This window comes from Streptomyces cinnabarinus (assembly GCF_027270315.1).
GTDB classification, from domain to species: Bacteria; Actinomycetota; Actinomycetes; order Streptomycetales; family Streptomycetaceae; genus Streptomyces; species Streptomyces cinnabarinus.
Genome location: NZ_CP114413.1, coordinates 2,956,186 through 2,972,081, shown reverse-complemented (window position 1 = coordinate 2,972,081; position 15,896 = coordinate 2,956,186). Strand labels below are relative to the sequence as shown.

The 15,896-nt window shown below is 72.0% G+C and carries 11 protein-coding genes; all 11 read right to left on the bottom strand.

Features of this window, described 5'->3' with window-relative positions:
* Window positions 1-19 precede the first annotated feature (19 nt).
* The 11 genes from STRCI_RS13455 to STRCI_RS13405 all read right to left on the bottom strand — a co-directional run bounded on the left by STRCI_RS13455 (window position 20) and on the right by STRCI_RS13405 (window position 15,801).
* Window positions 20-1,387, bottom strand: a complete 1,368-nt coding sequence (locus STRCI_RS13455; RefSeq protein WP_269659161.1) for an esterase/lipase family protein — start codon at window positions 1,385-1,387, stop codon at window positions 20-22.
* Window positions 1,377-6,290, bottom strand: a complete 4,914-nt coding sequence (locus STRCI_RS13450) for a tetratricopeptide repeat protein (protein WP_269659160.1) — start codon at window positions 6,288-6,290, stop codon at window positions 1,377-1,379. Before STRCI_RS13450 ends, STRCI_RS13455 begins: the two co-directional genes overlap by 11 nt.
* A gap of 108 nt (window positions 6,291-6,398) precedes the next feature.
* On the bottom strand, window positions 6,399-7,505 hold the full coding sequence (locus STRCI_RS13445) for an MBL fold metallo-hydrolase (protein ID WP_269659159.1): 1,107 nt from the start codon (window positions 7,503-7,505) through the stop codon (window positions 6,399-6,401).
* A gap of 199 nt (window positions 7,506-7,704) precedes the next feature.
* Window positions 7,705-8,985: a PucR family transcriptional regulator gene (locus tag STRCI_RS13440; RefSeq protein WP_269659158.1), complete on the bottom strand. Its 1,281-nt coding sequence runs from the start codon at window positions 8,983-8,985 to the stop codon at window positions 7,705-7,707.
* 31 nt (window positions 8,986-9,016) lie between these two features.
* Window positions 9,017-9,916, bottom strand: a complete 900-nt coding sequence (locus tag STRCI_RS13435; RefSeq protein WP_269659157.1) for an ABC transporter permease — start codon at window positions 9,914-9,916, stop codon at window positions 9,017-9,019.
* Window positions 9,903-10,691 (bottom strand): ABC transporter ATP-binding protein, encoded by a 789-nt coding sequence (locus STRCI_RS13430; RefSeq protein WP_269659156.1) that lies wholly within the window; start codon window positions 10,689-10,691, stop codon window positions 9,903-9,905. The genes STRCI_RS13435 and STRCI_RS13430 overlap by 14 nt, the downstream gene beginning before the upstream one ends.
* Window positions 10,692-10,710: 19 nt before the next feature.
* Window positions 10,711-11,853: an ABC transporter substrate-binding protein gene (locus STRCI_RS13425; RefSeq protein WP_269659155.1), complete on the bottom strand. Its 1,143-nt coding sequence runs from the start codon at window positions 11,851-11,853 to the stop codon at window positions 10,711-10,713.
* Window positions 11,840-13,102, bottom strand: a complete 1,263-nt coding sequence (locus tag STRCI_RS13420) for a sulfate adenylyltransferase subunit 1 (RefSeq protein ID WP_418953460.1) — start codon at window positions 13,100-13,102, stop codon at window positions 11,840-11,842. Before STRCI_RS13420 ends, STRCI_RS13425 begins: the two co-directional genes overlap by 14 nt.
* A 136-nt stretch (window positions 13,103-13,238) precedes the next feature.
* Window positions 13,239-14,147, bottom strand: a complete 909-nt coding sequence (cysD, locus tag STRCI_RS13415; protein ID WP_269659154.1) for a sulfate adenylyltransferase subunit CysD — start codon at window positions 14,145-14,147, stop codon at window positions 13,239-13,241.
* Entirely contained in the window at window positions 14,144-14,692 is a 549-nt protein-coding gene (gene cysC, locus STRCI_RS13410) for an adenylyl-sulfate kinase (RefSeq protein WP_269659153.1), read from the bottom strand. Before cysC ends, cysD begins: the two co-directional genes overlap by 4 nt.
* Entirely contained in the window at window positions 14,689-15,801 is a 1,113-nt protein-coding gene (locus tag STRCI_RS13405; protein ID WP_269659152.1) for a sulfotransferase, read from the bottom strand. Before STRCI_RS13405 ends, cysC begins: the two co-directional genes overlap by 4 nt.
* Window positions 15,802-15,896: the final 95 nt, after the last annotated feature.

Genomic DNA, 15,896 nt, shown 5'->3' with positions numbered 1-15,896 from the left:
GGCAGGTGGTGACTCGGTCTCAGTCCCACACCAGGATGTCCGCACTCACGGCGGCGACGGGCGAGCCGGGCCGGGTACCGATGACATCGACGGAATACGCCCCGGGCGGCAGCCCGTCGAAGACGGCGTCGACGGGCTCGGGCCCGGCGAGGACGACTCGGGCGTCTTCGAGGCCGCCGGTTTCGTCGGTGACGGTGATGCGTACGGCGATGGCGGCCCCGCCTGCCGCGCAGAGCCGGACGGCCAAGTCCTCTCCGGCCGTGATCAGTTCGGGCACGTCGAGACGCAGATGCGTCTCCCGTGGCGCCCTGACGACGATGTCGCGCGCGGTGAGGATGCCTTCGAGCTCGTCGAGGGCGGCGGTGTTGCGCTGCAGGTTGCCGTGCTGGTCGGGGACCCGGCGGAGGGTGTTGCTGTCCATGGGGACGTCGGCACGGCAGGCGGCGACGAGGGGGACGGTGCCGTCGCCGTACAGGGTCTCGTCGGCGTAGTCCGGCAGCAGGGTGAGGGAGTTGTTCCGGATCCGGGCAGTGGTGGGGGTGTTCTGCTGGATGCCGACGATGGCGTGGGTGGCGGCGAGGGAGGCGGGGCGGGCGGACTCGGCGGCGCGGAGGTCGCTGTGGAAGCGCATGGCGTCGAGGGTGAGGTCGCGCTTCAACTCCGGGATTGCGTCGCCGAGTTCAGTGGTCGTGGCGAGGGCTCCGGTTCTCGGGTCCTCGATGCAGGCGTATTCGGGGAGGAGTTGGTGGAGGGAGGGGAGGGTGCGGGCGAAGGTGGTGAGGTCGAAGGAGAGGGGGCCGAGGCGCTGGTGGGCGCCGTTGACGAGCTGATCGAGGGCTTTGGCGGCGCCGCGGTAGGGGGTGCCGAGGGTGATGAGCTTGCGGGTGTGGTCCGCCCCGCCGCACTTCTCGACGTACCAGCGGGCGATGAGGCCGCCCATGGAGTGGCAGACGAAGGTGAGCCGGGCGGTGGCGTTGCTCGGGTGGTGCGCGCGCCAGCGTTCGAGTGCGGGCTCGACGATCGTCTTGAGGCGGCGGGCGTTGTAGCGGTTGGAGAGGCGCCAGTCGTAGGGGACGGGGAGGAGGTTGCCGAGCGCCTCGGTGTGGCCGAGTTCGCGGATCCGGTCGAGGAGCAGGTCGTAGCCCTTGACCGGGGTCCAGATGCCCGGGATGAGATGGCGGTCGGTCATCAGGGCGACGGGTTCGACGCCGTCGCCGGGGTGCTCGTCGCCGATGCCCTCGGGAAGGGCGAGCGCGTTCACCGAGCCGCCGAAGGTCTTGATGGCCTTGAGGATGGCGCCGGGGGTGGGGGCCCAGACGAGGTCGTCCTTGACACGGAGGGTGCTGCCGGTGATGCCGGGGAGGACGACTACGAGGTCAGTGGTCATCTGGGGTGTCCGTGGTCCGGAGGCGGGCTGTGAGGTGGGGGATGAGGGTGGGGGCGGTGGGGTGGTGGGGGGTGATTTCGGCGAGGGTGTTGATCCAGGTGGGGATATGGGTGGGGGTGAGGTCGCAGGCGCGGCTGATGAGCCGGGCTGCCGACTCGGCGTCGCCGCGGGTGGCGTCGACGACGGCCAGGTGGAGTGCGGCCTGGGCTTCGACGGCTTCGTCGGGGTCGGTGGTGACCGCGAGGAGCGCGGTCGCCTGCAGCATGTCCACGTCGGGCTGGCGAGCCGAGTGGTGAAGCAGGGCGGGCAGCCGAGTCGGGTCGTCCAAGGCGTCGAAAGCGGCGGATTCGGCATGGAGCCGGGCGAGCGTGAGCAGGGCTCCGGCCCGAAGGCACCGTAGATCCCCTGGATCGGACAGCCCGGCCAGCACGAAGTCGTCCAGCAGGTCGTCGCGGCGCCGTTCCAGCAGGGATCGCTGGTCCGCTGGCTCGGCGAGGGCGAATTCGTGGGCAAGGAGGGAGCTCAGGAGCGGGCGATACGCGACGTCCACGCCTTCCGTCCGAGCCGTGCGGAGCAGGTCGCGGTAGCGCTCGGCCGCCTCGCCCGGCACGCAGAGCAGTGCCTCGGCCACGCAGATGTCCGCACCCGGGGCAAGCAGCTCCGGGTGTGCCGCGAGGTGGTCCCGTTCGGCGCTGTACGTCTTGGTGGCGATCCAGACTTCGGCCTGCTCAAGCAGTTCGGGATCGAGGGTGAGCCATGCGGGCACCGGTGCGCCGGTGAGGTGCTGCCAGTCGCGGTCGAATGCGGCGGCGTCGGCGGTGCGGTGCCGACGGCCCTCCAGGTGCAGGAGCCAGAGGATCTCGTCATCCTCGACAGCGGCCGACTGCTCGACCCGCACGAGCCACGGCGTCGCCCGAGGGTCGCCCGGGGACACGTACGTGGACCGGTACAACAACAGGCGGGTGGCGGAATCCGGAGTCAGCTCGTTGAGCGTGTCCGTCCAGAGCCGGTCATCCGAACTTCCGCACTCGCCCAGGTGGTTGCCGTGAGTGGTGAGGGCTCCGGCGAGTTCGGGGAGTTGGGCCGGGTTCCGCTTGGCCAGGAGGCGATAGAGGCCTACCGACTCCTCGGCCGGGGGCAGCGCCTCGGTGTGGCGTCCGAGCGCGCCGTAGAGGACGCCCAGGTTATTGAGGGCCATCGCGAGGGAGGCCAGATGGGCGGGGGTGGTGGCCTCGGCCGCGGTGCGCCACAGACGGATTGCTTCCGTGGTGAGGTTCAGGGCGTCGGCGTGGCGGCCGAGGTCGCTGTAGTGGGTGCCGAGGTTGGTGAGGGCGCTGGCGAGAGCGGGGTAGTGGACCAGGTGTTCTTCGGCCAGGGTGCGCCACAGGCCTACCGCTTCCTCGGCGGGCGGCAGTGCCTCGGTGTGGTGGTCGAGGGCGCCGTGGCGGGCCCCGAGGTTGGTGAGGGCTCGGGCGAGGTCGGGGAGGTGGACCGGGTGTTCTTCGGCCAGGGCGCGCAACAGGCGTACCGCTTCCTCGGTGGGCGGCAGCGCGTCGGCATGGTTGCCGAAGTCGCCGTAGTGGCTGCCCAGGTTGGTGAGGGCTGCGGCGAGAGCGGCGAGGTAGGCGGCGTTCTCCTCGGCCAGTCGGCGGTAGAGGTCGACGCACTGCTCGGCGAAGCCCAATGCGTCGATGCCGCCCAGGCTGCTGTAGTGGGTACCGAGGTTGCCCAGGGACATGGCGAGGTCGGGGAGGTAGGCGGGGTTCTCCTCGGCAAGTCTGCCGTAGAGGTCGGCGGACTCCTTGGCGAGTTCCAGTGCGGTGGTGTAATCGCCCAGGTCGCTGTGGTGGTTGCCGAGGTTGTTGAGCCCCGTGGCGAGGTCCGGAAGGTGGGCGGAGTTCTCCTCGGCCAGAGCGCGGCGCAGGTGAACCGCTTCCTGGGTGGGCGGCAGCGCGTCGGCGTACCGGCCGAGATTGCTGTAGTGGTTGCCGAGGTTGGTGAGGGCCCCGGCGAGGTCCGGGAGATGGGCACGATTCTCCTCGGCCAGGGTGCGCCACAGGCGAACCGCCTCCTGGGTGCCGGGCAGCGCGTCGGTATGGCGGCCGAGGGAGCCGTAGTGGTTGCCGAGGTTGTTCAGGGACATGGCGAGGTCGGGGAGGTGGGCGGGGTTCTCCTCGGCCAGCTCGGCGTAGAGGCCGTGGGCTTCCTTGGCGGGCGGCAGCGCTTCGGTGTAGCGGCCGAGCCTGCCGTAGCGGATGCCGAGGTTGTTGAGGGCTCCGGCGAGATTGGGGAGCTGGAGGGGGTCCTCCTCGGCCAGCTCGCGGTAGAGGGCGATGGCCTGCCGGGTCGGGGCCAGGGCGTCGGTCAGCCGGCCGAGACTGCCGTAGCGGATGCCGAGGCTGTTGAGGGCTCTGGCGAGGTCGGAGCGGCGGACCGGATGTTCTTCGGCCATGGTGTGCCACAGGCGTACCGCCTCCTGGGTGGGCGGCAGCGCGTCAGCATGGCGGCCGAGCCTCCCGTAGAGGATGCCGAGGTTGTTCAGGGCTCCGGTGAGGTCGGGGAGGTGGGCGGGGTTCTCCTCGGCCAGCTCGGCGTAGAGGTCGAGGGACTCCTGGGTGGGCGGCAGCGCGTCGGCGTGGCGACCGAGATTGCTGTATTGGTTGCCGAGGTTGCTGAGGGCCATGGCGAGGCTGGGACGGTGGCCGGAGTCTGCCGCGGCGAGCCGGCGACATAGGTCAGCGGCTTCCTCGGTCGGGGCCAGACTCTCGGCATCCCGCCCCCATCGCTGAAACCGATGGGCGACGATCGTCGCGGCGAGGCTGACGTCATGCAGCAGAGCGGTGTGGTCCTCCGCCAGCGAACGCAGCAGAGCGAGTCCCTCCGGCCCGGCGTCCGCGGCATGCCGCCAGAAGTACAACCACAGGTACACCGGCCCCTCGGCCGGAATCTCCGCCGCGAGACTCTCCCGGTATCGAGTGAGTAGCGCCTCTGTCACGCCCAACGCCTTCGGGTTGAAGGGCTGCTGAGCCGACCCCCGGAACACCGGCCGCAAATGATCCGCAAGACTCTGATGCGCCATCCGATAAACAGCGACACCCCCCTCCCCGTCCTGCACCACATGCCGTCCCAACTGCTCAAGCACCCAGCTGATGTCCCCCCGGGAGACCGTTGCCCCTTCCGGAGCCTCCGCCGTCGCCACGGCCAGCCACTCCTCCTCCGGGAAGCCGGCCCCGTACGCCCAAGTCAAGGCTCGGAGAAGGGACTTGGCCACCTCGACCCGATCCGCCGGCACCGCCGCCAGATCCGCGTCGAGTGCCTCCTCCACCGAGTGGCTGACCTTCGCCTCCCACCCGTCCACCGACGTGTCGACCGGTGCCGCGGACAACTGGTCCGCCACCAACCGGGCCAGCAGGAAGGTGTGTTGAGCCTCTGTCGAGCTGCCCTTCCCAGCCCCGAACAGATGCCCGGCCACCACCCCTGCGTCCATTCGCTCGTCCACGCCGCTCAACCGCAGCCGCACGTACTTCCGGAGATCGTCCAGCCCCTGCCGCTCCACCTCGGGATCGCTGAGATCGATCCCCGCCCCCTTCGGCGCCAGCGTCTCCACCAGCCCCGGGCCTTCCTCCCCGCGCGGCATGTCACGCGTCGACACCACGACCACGGCATGCGCCGCCAACCGTGTCAGCAGATCGTCCGCGATCTTGAACGCCTCGCTCCGCGCCTCGTCCAGGCCGTCCACCACCAGTACCGGCGGCGCAGCCCCGTCCTCGACCGCCCGCTGCACCTCGCCCACCAGCTCACTGGCGTTACGGCGGGCCTCCCGGGCGGTCAGTAGGCCGGTCCGGACGAGATCTCCGGCGAGCTGGTCGGCCGCCAGGTCCGCTGTCAGGCCACGCGCGTGCACATGTGCCGACACCGACCGTTCGGCAGGGAGCACATGACTCCACCCGTGCCCGTCCGTCAGGAGGCGATGACGCTCATCAGGGTTCGAGAGGCTGACCACCCGCCCCAGAATCGCCGACTTCCCCGTCCCCGCCGCCCCCGTCACCACACGCAGACCCGGCCGCCCCTCCTGTACCCACTCCACCACCTGGTTCACTTCCGCCGTGCGCCCCGTGAACCAGGACTGTTCCTCGAAGCGGTCACCACTGCGCGCCGCCCGCAGCAGGTGCTCGACCACCGCCTCGGGCGCCCCGGCGTCGTGCAGCGGGTTGGGGAACATCCACCCGGCGCTTCCCCGGGACCGGAAGTCCGGCGTCTGCGCCCCGCTGCCCCACTCCTTCAGTACGGCGTCGCACACGTCGTCGCCCCGGACGTACTTGTTGTGCACGGACCACCGCATCCGCAGCACCTGCGAGTCGGGGCCGTCGGTCAGTACCTTGCGCAACCGTTGCCCGAAGAGGCCGTCCCGCGCCTTCTCCGGCGGCAGGCACGATGTGACGACGCCGACCCACACCCGCCCTGCCGCCTGCGTCTCTCGCATGATCAGCGTCGCCAGGTCGTCCGCCGAGATCCCGTCGCCCGAGAAGCAGGTGTCGAAGACGAACAGGAGCTGGTTGGCGCCCGACTCCGCGCAGGGGAGTACGACATCGACGAGGGGGACGCCGTCGCTCGCGTACGGGCCGCTGTCCGAGCCCAGAAGCCGTAGACCCCCTGCCGCCGGCAGGCTCCCGTGGCCGCTCCAGGCCACCACCAGCGCACTGTCGGCGGGCAGGGTGCCGCGTAAGGACCTCAGGTGGTCCCGCGCCTCGGACTCCGTCGGATTCCGCAGTGGCTCCCCGTCGAAGGCCGCCCCGAGCAGCCGGGACAACGCCTCCACATCCCCCACCGCGTGATCCAGCCGCCGATGCGCGTCCGATGTGTACTCCCCGACGCCGATACCGGCCAGACGCCCCTTGAACACCCTCGCACCCCCGACGTACCCGAGCGGCTTGCGCAGGGCGCCAGTATCCGCCGCCCTCCACCCCGGTGCACCGCAAACCACCCAGTTTCCGTACGAGTCGCGCTGCCGTCAGCTGCGTGGGGATCCCACCGGCAGCCTGGCGAGGTCGGTGCCGACGAGCACGCGGCCCGAGTAGCCCTTGCTCGCCTTGGTGTGCCAGGTCGAGTCGGCGACGATGTTCGTGGCGCCGGGGACCAGGTGGCTCAGCACCAGCGTGCCCACGCCGGCGCGTTCGGCGAGCGGGCCCACCCGGGTCGCGTCCGTGTGGCTGATCTCCATGTGCCGTAGTTGTGCCGGGCGCAGTCCGCCCAGGGCCAGTGTGTCCAGGTCCATCACCTCGTGCACCAGCACGTCCGCGCCGCGCGCCAGCCGGGCCACGTTCCCGCACGGAGCGGTGTCGCCGCTGAACACGACCGAGCCGTCGGCGGTGTCGAAGCGGAAGGCGAAGGAGGGGAACACCGGCGGGTGTTCGACGAGCACCGCGGTTACCCGGACCCGGTCGTCCCGCATCACCTCGAACGGTTCCATGGGCGGCGCCATCAGCTTGCGCGGGCCCGCGCCCTTCGGCATCGGGAAGCGAATGTCGTGCGGACGGATGAGCGTGCGGATGTCGGGCCAGCCCTCGCTGCGCATCCGTACGTTGATGTCGTACGCGGTGGCGGCGATGTGCCCGGCGATCAGGTCCTCCGTGCCGGGTGCCGGCTCCGACGGGGCGACCGTCCGCACCGTGCGGCCCTTCGGCCAGACGGCGGGGAGATTCCCCGCGGAGCCCGGGCCGTAGACGTGCACCGGGTTCTCCAGCGGCTGGAACCCGCCGAACCGCAGCCACAACAGGGCGTACAGGTCCGACAGATGGTCGGAGTGCAGGTGCGTGACGAAGATCGCCTCAAGCTGCTCCGCCGTCAGCCAGGCCTGTGCGTACCGGCCGAACGTGCCGGGGCCGCAGTCGATGAGGTACGCGCGGCCGTCGACGACCAGCGCGGACGCGATTCCGGCGCGGCCGTGCATGGGGACGGGGCCGCCGCTGGTGCCGAGCAGGATCAGCTCGGTGCCGCGGCCCGCCCGGGGCGCGGCGTGCGCGGGGGTGGGGAGCAGGGGCAGGGCGGAGGCGGCAGCGGCGGTGCAGAGCAGGGTGCGGCGGGAGGGGGAGGCAGGAGTGGCGGGGGATGAGGGCATGGCGGATCCCGGGGAGGTGAGGGGGTACGGCTGCGGGTACGTACGCGATGGGGGCGCGTGTCAGATGCTGTTGGTCTTCCGTTGCAGTGAACGGCGCCGACGCTTTCCGGGCTTTGGGCCGACAGCCCAAACTCCGGCCGCCGTTTGGGATGTCGGACCCATCCCGTGCCGTCGGCTCCGGGCTCCCGGTCCCCGGCGCCTACCCCAACAGCCGGGCGATCTCCAGCGCCATCCGCAGCTCCAGCGCATCCTGCTCCAGCGGCCGCCCCAGCAGCTCAAGGGCCCGCCGTACCCGGTACGTCACCGTGTTGCGCGCCACGAACAGCAGCTCGGCCGCTCCCTGCGGACTGCGCCCCTCGGCGAGATACACCCGCAGCGTCTCGCGCAGCTCCCGCACCCGTGGATCGTCGGCCCCCAGCGCTCCCAGCACCCGCGCCGCGAACCACCGCGCGTGCTCCGTGTCGGCGGTGAGCAGTGCCGCCGTGCTGACGTCGGTGTAGTCGCACAGCCAGCCCGTACGGCCCAGGCGGGCCACCCGCTCGGCCTCCCGGGCGCCGCGGTGGCTGCGCCGGAAGCCCTCCACGCCGTAGCCCACCGGCCCGATCGCCGCCCGCAGCGGTCTTCGTTCGGGGACCAGCGCGGGCAGGGCGGCCAGCGCGTCGCGGCTCGGCTCGGCCGGCCAGCAGGCCCACGCCCACAGCTCGGTGGCGCCCGCTGTCACGGTCAGCAGGCTCTCCCCGCCGGCCGCACGGCACAACTCGGCGGCCAGTTGCCGCAGTTCGTCGGCCGAGGTGTCCTGGGAGCGGGAGGTGACGATGAACGCCGTGTGGTGCCGGGCCAGTTCGTAGCCCAGGGTGCGGGCGGCGACCGCCGCGCCGATCGACCGTCCGGTCAGCAGGTCGTCCACCGTGCGGCGGCGGGCGGCCTCGGTGCTGCGCCGCCAGCGGTCCCGTTCGGCGACGTACTCCTCGGCGAGCCGGCTGGACTGTACGTCGGCGTAGACGAAGAGCAACTCGCTGATCCGGTGGACCTCCTGGGCGCGGATGTCCTCGGGTTCCTTGTCGAGCGCCTCCATCAGCCGTGCGTGCAGATAGGCGTGGCCGAGCCGCACACCGCGCAGCACCCGGTCCAACGGGACGTTGCGGCGGGCCAGTTCGGCGATACCGGCCACCGCGTGCGACGCCACCAGCGAAGCGTTCGGCTCCGGTTCGGTGGCGAGCCCCCGCACGGCCGTCAGGACGGTGGCCTCCACCGCCCGCTGGAACAGCGGGTACGCGCCGGGGGTGCCGTGCTCGGGCACCTGCCGCACGATGTGCGCCGCCATGTCCCGGGCCACCTCGACGGCCCAGCCGACCGGTCCGGGGCCCAGCGGCAGTTCGGCCATGGCCAGCGTCTCCGGTGGACACGCCGGTTCCGGTGGCACCGCGGACGGCGCCAGCCGGAGCAGCCATGAGGATTCCGGACCGGCGCGCTCGCTCATCAGGTCAGTACAGCAGCCCGCGTCCCCCTCGTCACGACCGCGCCCCCGCCAGCCCCCGCGACCGCAGCACCCGCCGCTCCAGCGGCGCGAACAGCATCAGGTCCACCGCGATGCCGACCACCAGGATCTCCGTGATGGTCGCGAGGACCAGGGCCATGTCCTGATAGGTGCGGGCGTTCTCCAGCAGCTGGCCGAGGCCCAGGCCCAACTCGGGTGAGCTGGCGATGAGTTCGGCCGCCATGAGAGATCGCCAGGAGAACGCCCAGCCCTGTTTGAGCCCGGCCAGATAGCCGGGCAGGGCCGCGGGCAGCAGGATGTGCCGGACCCGGGCGGGCCCGGTGGCGCCCAGCACCCGTCCGGCCCGCAGATACAGCGGTGGCACCTGGTCCACGCCCGCCAGCAGCCCGTTCGCGATGGACGGTACGGCGCCCAGCAGGACGACCGCGTAGATGGTGGCGTCGGTGAGCCCGAACCACACGACCGCCGCCGGTACCCACGCCACCGACGGCAAGGACTGGAGCCCCGACAGCACCGGACCGATCCCGACCCGCAGCGACCGCACCGCGCCGAGCAGCAGGCCCAGCGCGGTGCCGATCACGACGGCCGCCGCGAACCCGAGGGCGCCGCGCTGCATGCTCGTCCACACCGTGGAGAACAGCGTGCCCTCGTACCACTGGTCCGACAGCGCCCGCCACACGTCGGCCGGTGACGGCAGCAGATAGTGCGGCTTGACCTCGGCCTCGTAGGCGAGCTGCCAGGCAAGCAGGACGAGCGCGGCGGCGGCCACGGGCGGCAGCACCCGTTCCCGCAGGATCTGCCGCAACGGTGTCCGGGCGGAGCCGACGGGTGCGCTGTCCAGCGCGTCGAGACCGGCCTCGACGGCCGCGGTCTCGGTCACCTTGCGGGGCGCGACCGTCTCACCGGCGGCCATGGCGGCGTATCTCCTCCCGCAGCGCGTCGGTGACCTGGGACGTCAGTGCGGCTTCCGGGGTGTCGGTGGCGGCCCACTCGCGGGCGACCCGGCCCGGCCGGGAGGACAGCAGCACGACCCGCTGCCCGAGCCGCACCGCCTCGCGGACGTTGTGGGTGACGAAGACGACGGAGAGCTTGTTCTCCGACCAGATGCGGGTGAGTTCCTCGTGCAGCACGTCCCGGGTGATGGCGTCGAGCGCGGCGAACGGCTCGTCCATCAGCAGCACATCGCTCTCCTGGGCGAGCGCGCGGGCCAGGGCGACGCGCTGCCGCATCCCGCCGGACAGCTCGTGCACGCGCTTGCCGTACGCGTCCTTCAGCCGGACCAGTTCGAGGAGCCGGCGGGCCTCCTCGGGGCGGTCGCGACGGGGCACCCCGCGCAGCCGCAGGGCGAGTTCGACGTTCCGTCCGGCGGTGAGCCAGGGGAACAGGGCGTGGTCCTGGAACATCAGAGCCGGCCGCCGCCCGCCGGGCACGTCGATGGTGCCCGTGGACGGCCGGTCCAGGCCCGCGACCAGGTTGAGCAGGGTGGACTTGCCACAGCCGGAGGCGCCCAGCACACAGACGAACTCGCCGCTTGCGACGGTCAGTCCGATGTCGTCGAGGACCGTCTGGCGGCGCCCCGCGGTGTCGAACCACTTGGAGACATGGGTGAGGCGTACGGCGGGATGCTCCGCCTCGGCCTCGAGGACGGTGCGGGCCGGTGCGCCGGCTCGCAGCACCGTTTCTGACATGCGATCAAATCCTTAGGGTTCAGGTGGTCGGAGTGGCCACGACACCGAGTCCGGCGTCATCCACGGCCGGTTCGCCCTGTCGGGCGAGGACCCGGTTGAGGGGGCGCAGATCGAAGATTCCGTCCAGGGCCGCGGGGCTCCCGCCGAGCAGACCGAGCCGGTCCGCCCGCTCCGCCCCCTCGGCGAGCGTCGCGGCGAGGGGATCCTCGGTGAGGCTGACGTGCCGCCAGGCCGCGTCGAGGACAGCGCGGTCCAGTGGCCGGCCGGTCACGGATTCGATGGCGTCGTTGACGGCCGCCTTCCCTTCGGCGGGGCGGCTCTTCAGCCAGGCGTTGACGCGTACCGAACCGCGCAGCACGGCCTCGACGACGTCCGGATGGTCGGCCAGGAACGAGGGGGACACCACCACCAGGGCGGTGACGAACGCGCCGTCGTCCCACAGGTCCGCCTCGTCGAGGAGCACCCGGCCGCCGGCCGCGACGAGCTGCGCGGCCACCGGCTCCGGCACCCACGCCCCGTCGATCGTGCCCCGCCGGAAGCTGGTCGGGATCTCCTTGGACGACTGCCGTACCACCGTGACGTCACCGCGCCCGGTGTGCGGGTCGACCTCCCAGCCCTGCTCGCGGATCCAGTGCAGCAGCGCCACGTCCTGGGTGTTGCCCGCCTCCGGCGTCGCGATCCGGAGCCCCCGGACGTCGGTGCCGCGCACCTTCGCGTCGGCGTCGACGACCAGCGCGACCCCGCCCGAGGCGGCACCGGAGACGATCCGCAGACCGCGCCCCTCGGACCGCAGATAGCCGTTGACCGCCGGCGACGGTCCCATCCACGCGATGTCCACGGCGCCCGCGTTGAGCGCCTCCAACGCCGACGGGCCGCCGTTGAAGACCTGCGTGCGCAGCCGGGTGCCGCCCAGCTCGCGGGTGAAGTAGCCCTTCTGCACACCGGCCAGCGCGGTGGCATGGGTGACGTTGGCGAAGTAGCCGACGGAGACCTCCTCCGCCGACAGCGGTGGTCCGGTGCCCACGGCCGGTGCCGCCGCCACCGGCGCCCGGGACCCGTAGCCGCAGCCCGCCGCCAGAACCAGCAGCAGGAGCAGCGCGAGGGCCGCGCGGAGCGGACGCCGGGAGCGGGGGAACGCCGGGCCGTGCTCAGGCAGCCGCATCGGGGGGTCCCGGAGCGGTCGCGCCGACCATGCCCGCGGTCAGCGTGGCGCCGTCGGCCGGGTCGATCAGGACGAAGGAACCGGTGCGCCGGCTGTCCTCGTACCGGTCGAACGCCAGGTGTTCGGCGGTGCGCAGGGAGACCTGGCCGATCTCGTTCAGGTCGAGCCGGCCAGGACCGGGAATCCGGCGGACCACCGCGCGCACGGTGCGCGTGGTGTGCTTCAGCAGCACGTGGTCGCCGGGCCTGAGCGGCCGTTCGTGCAGATGGCACACGGCCGCCTCGACATCCCGGGACACCGTCGGCAGCGCCGCCGCCGGGACGATCAGGTCGCCCCGGGAGACGTCGAGGTCGTCGGCGAGCCGCAGCGCGCCGGACTGCGGCGAGCGGACCTGCTCGGCCGGTTCGCCCAGCACGTCGATACCGGTGACGGTGGTGGTGCGCCCGGACGGCAGCACGGTGACCCGGTCGCCGACCCGCAGGGCGCCGGCGGCGAGCTGACCGGCGTAGAGCCGGACGTCGCCGGAGCGGATGACGTACTGGACCGGGAACCGGGCGGGTCCGTCGGTCACCTCGTCCGCGACGGGGACGTCCTCCAGGTGCGCGAGGACGGTCGGGCCCGCGTACCAGTCCATGCGCGTGGACTTCTCGACGACGTTGTCACCCGCGAGCGCGGAGATCGGGATCGCGGTGACCTCGGGAATGCCGAGCTCCATGGCGATGCGGGCGAACTCCTCGACGATGCCCCGGAACACGGACCGCTCGTAGCCGACGAGGTCCATCTTGTTGACGGCGAGGACCACGTGCGGCACCCGCAGCAGCGCCGCGACGGCCGCGTGCCGCCGGGTCTGCTCGACCACGCCCTTGCGGGCGTCGACCAGGATCACGGTCAGCGTGGCCGTCGAGGCGCCGGTGACCATGTTGCGGGTGTACTGCACATGGCCCGGGGTGTCGGCGAGGATGAACCGGCGCCGGGGCGTGGCGAAGTAGCGGTAGGCGACATCGATGGTGATGCCCTGCTCGCGCTCGGCGCGCAGCCCGTCGGTGAGCAGGGCCAGGTCGGGGCCCTCGCCGGAGGACGCGCGGGCGACGGCCTCCAACTGGTCGGCGAGGACGGACTTGGAGTCGTGCAGCAGCCGTCCCACGAGGGTCGACTTGCCGTCGTCCACCGAGCCGGCGGTGGCCCAGCGGAGCAGGTCCGCCTCGGCCGCGGTCGCCTCGGAGGGCCGGTCGGTGGCCATCGTGTTCACGCGTCCTTTCTGCGCGCCGGACCCGGCGGTCAGCCGGGACCTGGCTTCCTGGAAGATGCCGCGCACCATCAGGGCGGCGGTGGAGTGGGCAGTGGAGTGCGGGGGCCGGCCGAGGGCCGTCGGTTCGGCGGTCACGTCAGAAGTACCCCTCGCGTTTGCGGTCCTCCATCGCGGCCTCCGACAGCCGGTCGTCGGCGCGGGTGGCGCCGCGCTCGGTGAGCCGGGAGGCGGTGATCTCGACGATCACCTCGTCGACCGCGGACGCCTCGGACAGCACGGCGCCGGTGCAGGACATGTCGCCGACGGTGCGGTAGCGCACCCGGCGCTTCTCCACCGGCTCGCCGTCCCGCGGGCCGCCCCAGTCGCCCGGCGCCAGCCACATCCCGGACCGCAGGAACACCTCACGCTCGTGCGCGAAGTAGATGGACGGCAGCTCGATGCCCTCGCGGGCGATGTACTGCCACACGTCCAGCTCGGTCCAGTTGGACAGCGGGAAGATGCGCACATGCTCGCCGGGCAGATGACGGCCGTTGTACAGCTGCCACAGCTCCGGCCGCTGGCGGCGCGGGTCCCAGGTACCGAACTCGTCCCGCAGGGAGAAGACCCGCTCCTTGGCCCGCGCCTTCTCCTCGTCGCGCCGCCCGCCGCCGAACACCGCGTCGAACCCGCCGCCGCTGATGGCCTCCAGCAGCGGCAGCGTCTGAAGCGGATTACGGGTGCCGTCGGGACGTTCGCGCAGCACACCCCGGTCGATGTAGTCCTGTACGGACGCCACATGGAGGGTGAGCCCATGTTCGGCCACCACCCGGTCCCGGTAGGCGAGCACCTCGGGGAAGTTGTGCCCGGTGTCCACATGCAGCAGCGCGAACGGCGGCGGCGCCGGCGCGAACGCCTTCAGCGCCAGATGCAGCATCACCACGGAGTCCTTGCCGCCGGAGAACAGCAGCACCGGCTTCTCGAACTCCCCGGCCACCTCCCGGAAGATGTAGGCCGCCTCCGCCTCCAGTACGTCGGTGTGCCCGAGCCGGGCGGCAACCGTCGTCATAACAGCCCCCGTTGGGTCATCAGCGCGTGGACGGCGGTCACCGACTCCTCCACGGACTGGAGTTGGGTCTCGACCTTCGCGTCCGGCGTCTGCGGCGGCTCATAGGGGTCGTCGATCCCGGTGAGACCGGACAGCCGTCCGGCCCGGGCCTGCGCGTACAGGCCCTTCACATCGCGTACGGCGCACACCTGGAGGGGCGTGGCGACATGCACCTCCAGATACGGGGTGGCGCTCGCCTCGTGCCGCTTGCGGACCGCCTCCCGGCTGTCGGCGTACGGCGCGATGACCGGGACCAGCACCAGGATGCCGTTGCGGGCCAGCACCTCGGCGACCAGGCCGATGCGCTGCACGTTGGTGTCCCGGTCCTCACGGGTGAAGCCGAGACCGGCGCTGAGGAAGGTGCGTATCTCGTCGCCGTCGAGGACCTCGACCCGCCTTCCCTCCCGGGTGAGGCGGCTCGCCAGCGCCTGGGCCAGCGTGGTCTTGCCGGAGCTGGGCAGCCCGGTCAGCCACACCGTGGCGCCCTGGGTGGGTGGGGTCCTCATGCGCCGCTCCTTGCCGTCGTGCCGGCCATGGGGACGACACCGTGCGCGGCGAGTACGGCGAACCCGGCGGCGCACGCCTGGTCCAGCTCCTCGCGCTCGGCGTCGGGCAGGTCCCGCCAGGACGACGAGGGCGCGCCCACCTTGGCGGCGCTGCGGCGCTCCCAGTCGCTGTCCACGAAGTCCGCGCCGAGGAACTCGCCGATGCGGTGCAGGGACTCCTCGGGCGCGGCGAGCAGGTCCTCGTACCAGACGTGCAGCACGTTCTCCTGCGGCAGCAGGGACATCGCCTCCATGCCGCGCTGCATCTCGTCGGCCCAGTACGTGCCGAACAGCGAGACCGGCAGCCGGTAGTCGCGCACGGCGTCCGCGTCGAACCGGTCCGGCAGGAACGGCAGCAGCTCCTCCGGTACGAAGCCCAGGTTCCGTTCGACGTCCGGCGCGGGAGTGTCGGCGTACGGGTCGTGGCCGAGGGTGAGATGCAGGGCCATCACCACCGCCGCCATCCGGAAACCGGTGTGCCGGCTCATCGAGAGCGCGGTGTCCCGGCCGTCGCGCACGATGTGCAGATAGCGGGCGTCGGGGAAGTGCTCGCGGAACTGCCCCGCGAGGATCAGCGAGCCGCCGCTGCGCTCGGCCCACAGGGTCTTGCCGAAGCGGGTGCACAGCCAGGCGAACATGCGCCGGTAGTGCTCGCCGGCCCGGGCGTCCGGGAACTCGGCGACGGCGACGCGGAGTTCGTCGTACAGCTCGTCCGGGGTGTCGGTGAGGTGGGGGAGCGTGGTCATCAGGACGGCCGGGATACCGGTGTCGGCCTGGAACCGGGTCGTCGCCGAGGGGCGGTAGAGGACCTCCCTGGGGGCGAGTCCGTTGGCGCCCAGGAGTCGGTTGACGGTGTTGCGGGAGGACAGGACGGACCAGAACTCCGCCGCCGTGAGGGGGCCTTCGGGGAAGACCCGGGCGGTGATCCGGTACATGTCCGTGAGGTGGTTGAAGAGCTCCGACAGGCTGAGGGCCTGCGGGTGCTCGCGCAGTAACTCGGAGACCAGGGTCGAGCCACAGCGTCCGGTGCCGGTGACGAAGACCTGGCCCGGTGAGGTCGGGGTGGGCATGGCGCAGCTGTTCCTTCCGTGCGTCCTTGGTGCGGTGTCCGTGGGTCGTGCGGGAAGGTGCTCAGGGCGAGGCCCTGTTGTTTGGATCAGCCTGG

What these genes read in the sequence shown, in the direction of transcription:
- STRCI_RS13455 (WP_269659161.1), bottom strand. Translation starts at nt 1,387, where the DNA reads ATGACCACTGACCTCGTAGTCGTCCTCCCCGGCATCACCGGCAGCACC.
- STRCI_RS13445 (WP_269659159.1), bottom strand. Translation starts at nt 7,505, where the DNA reads ATGCCCTCATCCCCCGCCACTCCTGCCTCCCCCTCCCGCCGCACCCTG.
- STRCI_RS13440 (WP_269659158.1), bottom strand. Translation starts at nt 8,985, where the DNA reads ATGAGCGAGCGCGCCGGTCCGGAATCCTCATGGCTGCTCCGGCTGGCG.
- STRCI_RS13435 (WP_269659157.1), bottom strand. Translation starts at nt 9,916, where the DNA reads ATGGCCGCCGGTGAGACGGTCGCGCCCCGCAAGGTGACCGAGACCGCG.
- STRCI_RS13430 (WP_269659156.1), bottom strand. Translation starts at nt 10,691, where the DNA reads ATGTCAGAAACGGTGCTGCGAGCCGGCGCACCGGCCCGCACCGTCCTC.
- STRCI_RS13425 (WP_269659155.1), bottom strand. Translation starts at nt 11,853, where the DNA reads ATGCGGCTGCCTGAGCACGGCCCGGCGTTCCCCCGCTCCCGGCGTCCG.
- cysD (WP_269659154.1), bottom strand. Translation starts at nt 14,147, where the DNA reads ATGACGACGGTTGCCGCCCGGCTCGGGCACACCGACGTACTGGAGGCG.
- cysC (WP_269659153.1), bottom strand. Translation starts at nt 14,692, where the DNA reads ATGAGGACCCCACCCACCCAGGGCGCCACGGTGTGGCTGACCGGGCTG.
- STRCI_RS13405 (WP_269659152.1), bottom strand. Translation starts at nt 15,801, where the DNA reads ATGCCCACCCCGACCTCACCGGGCCAGGTCTTCGTCACCGGCACCGGA.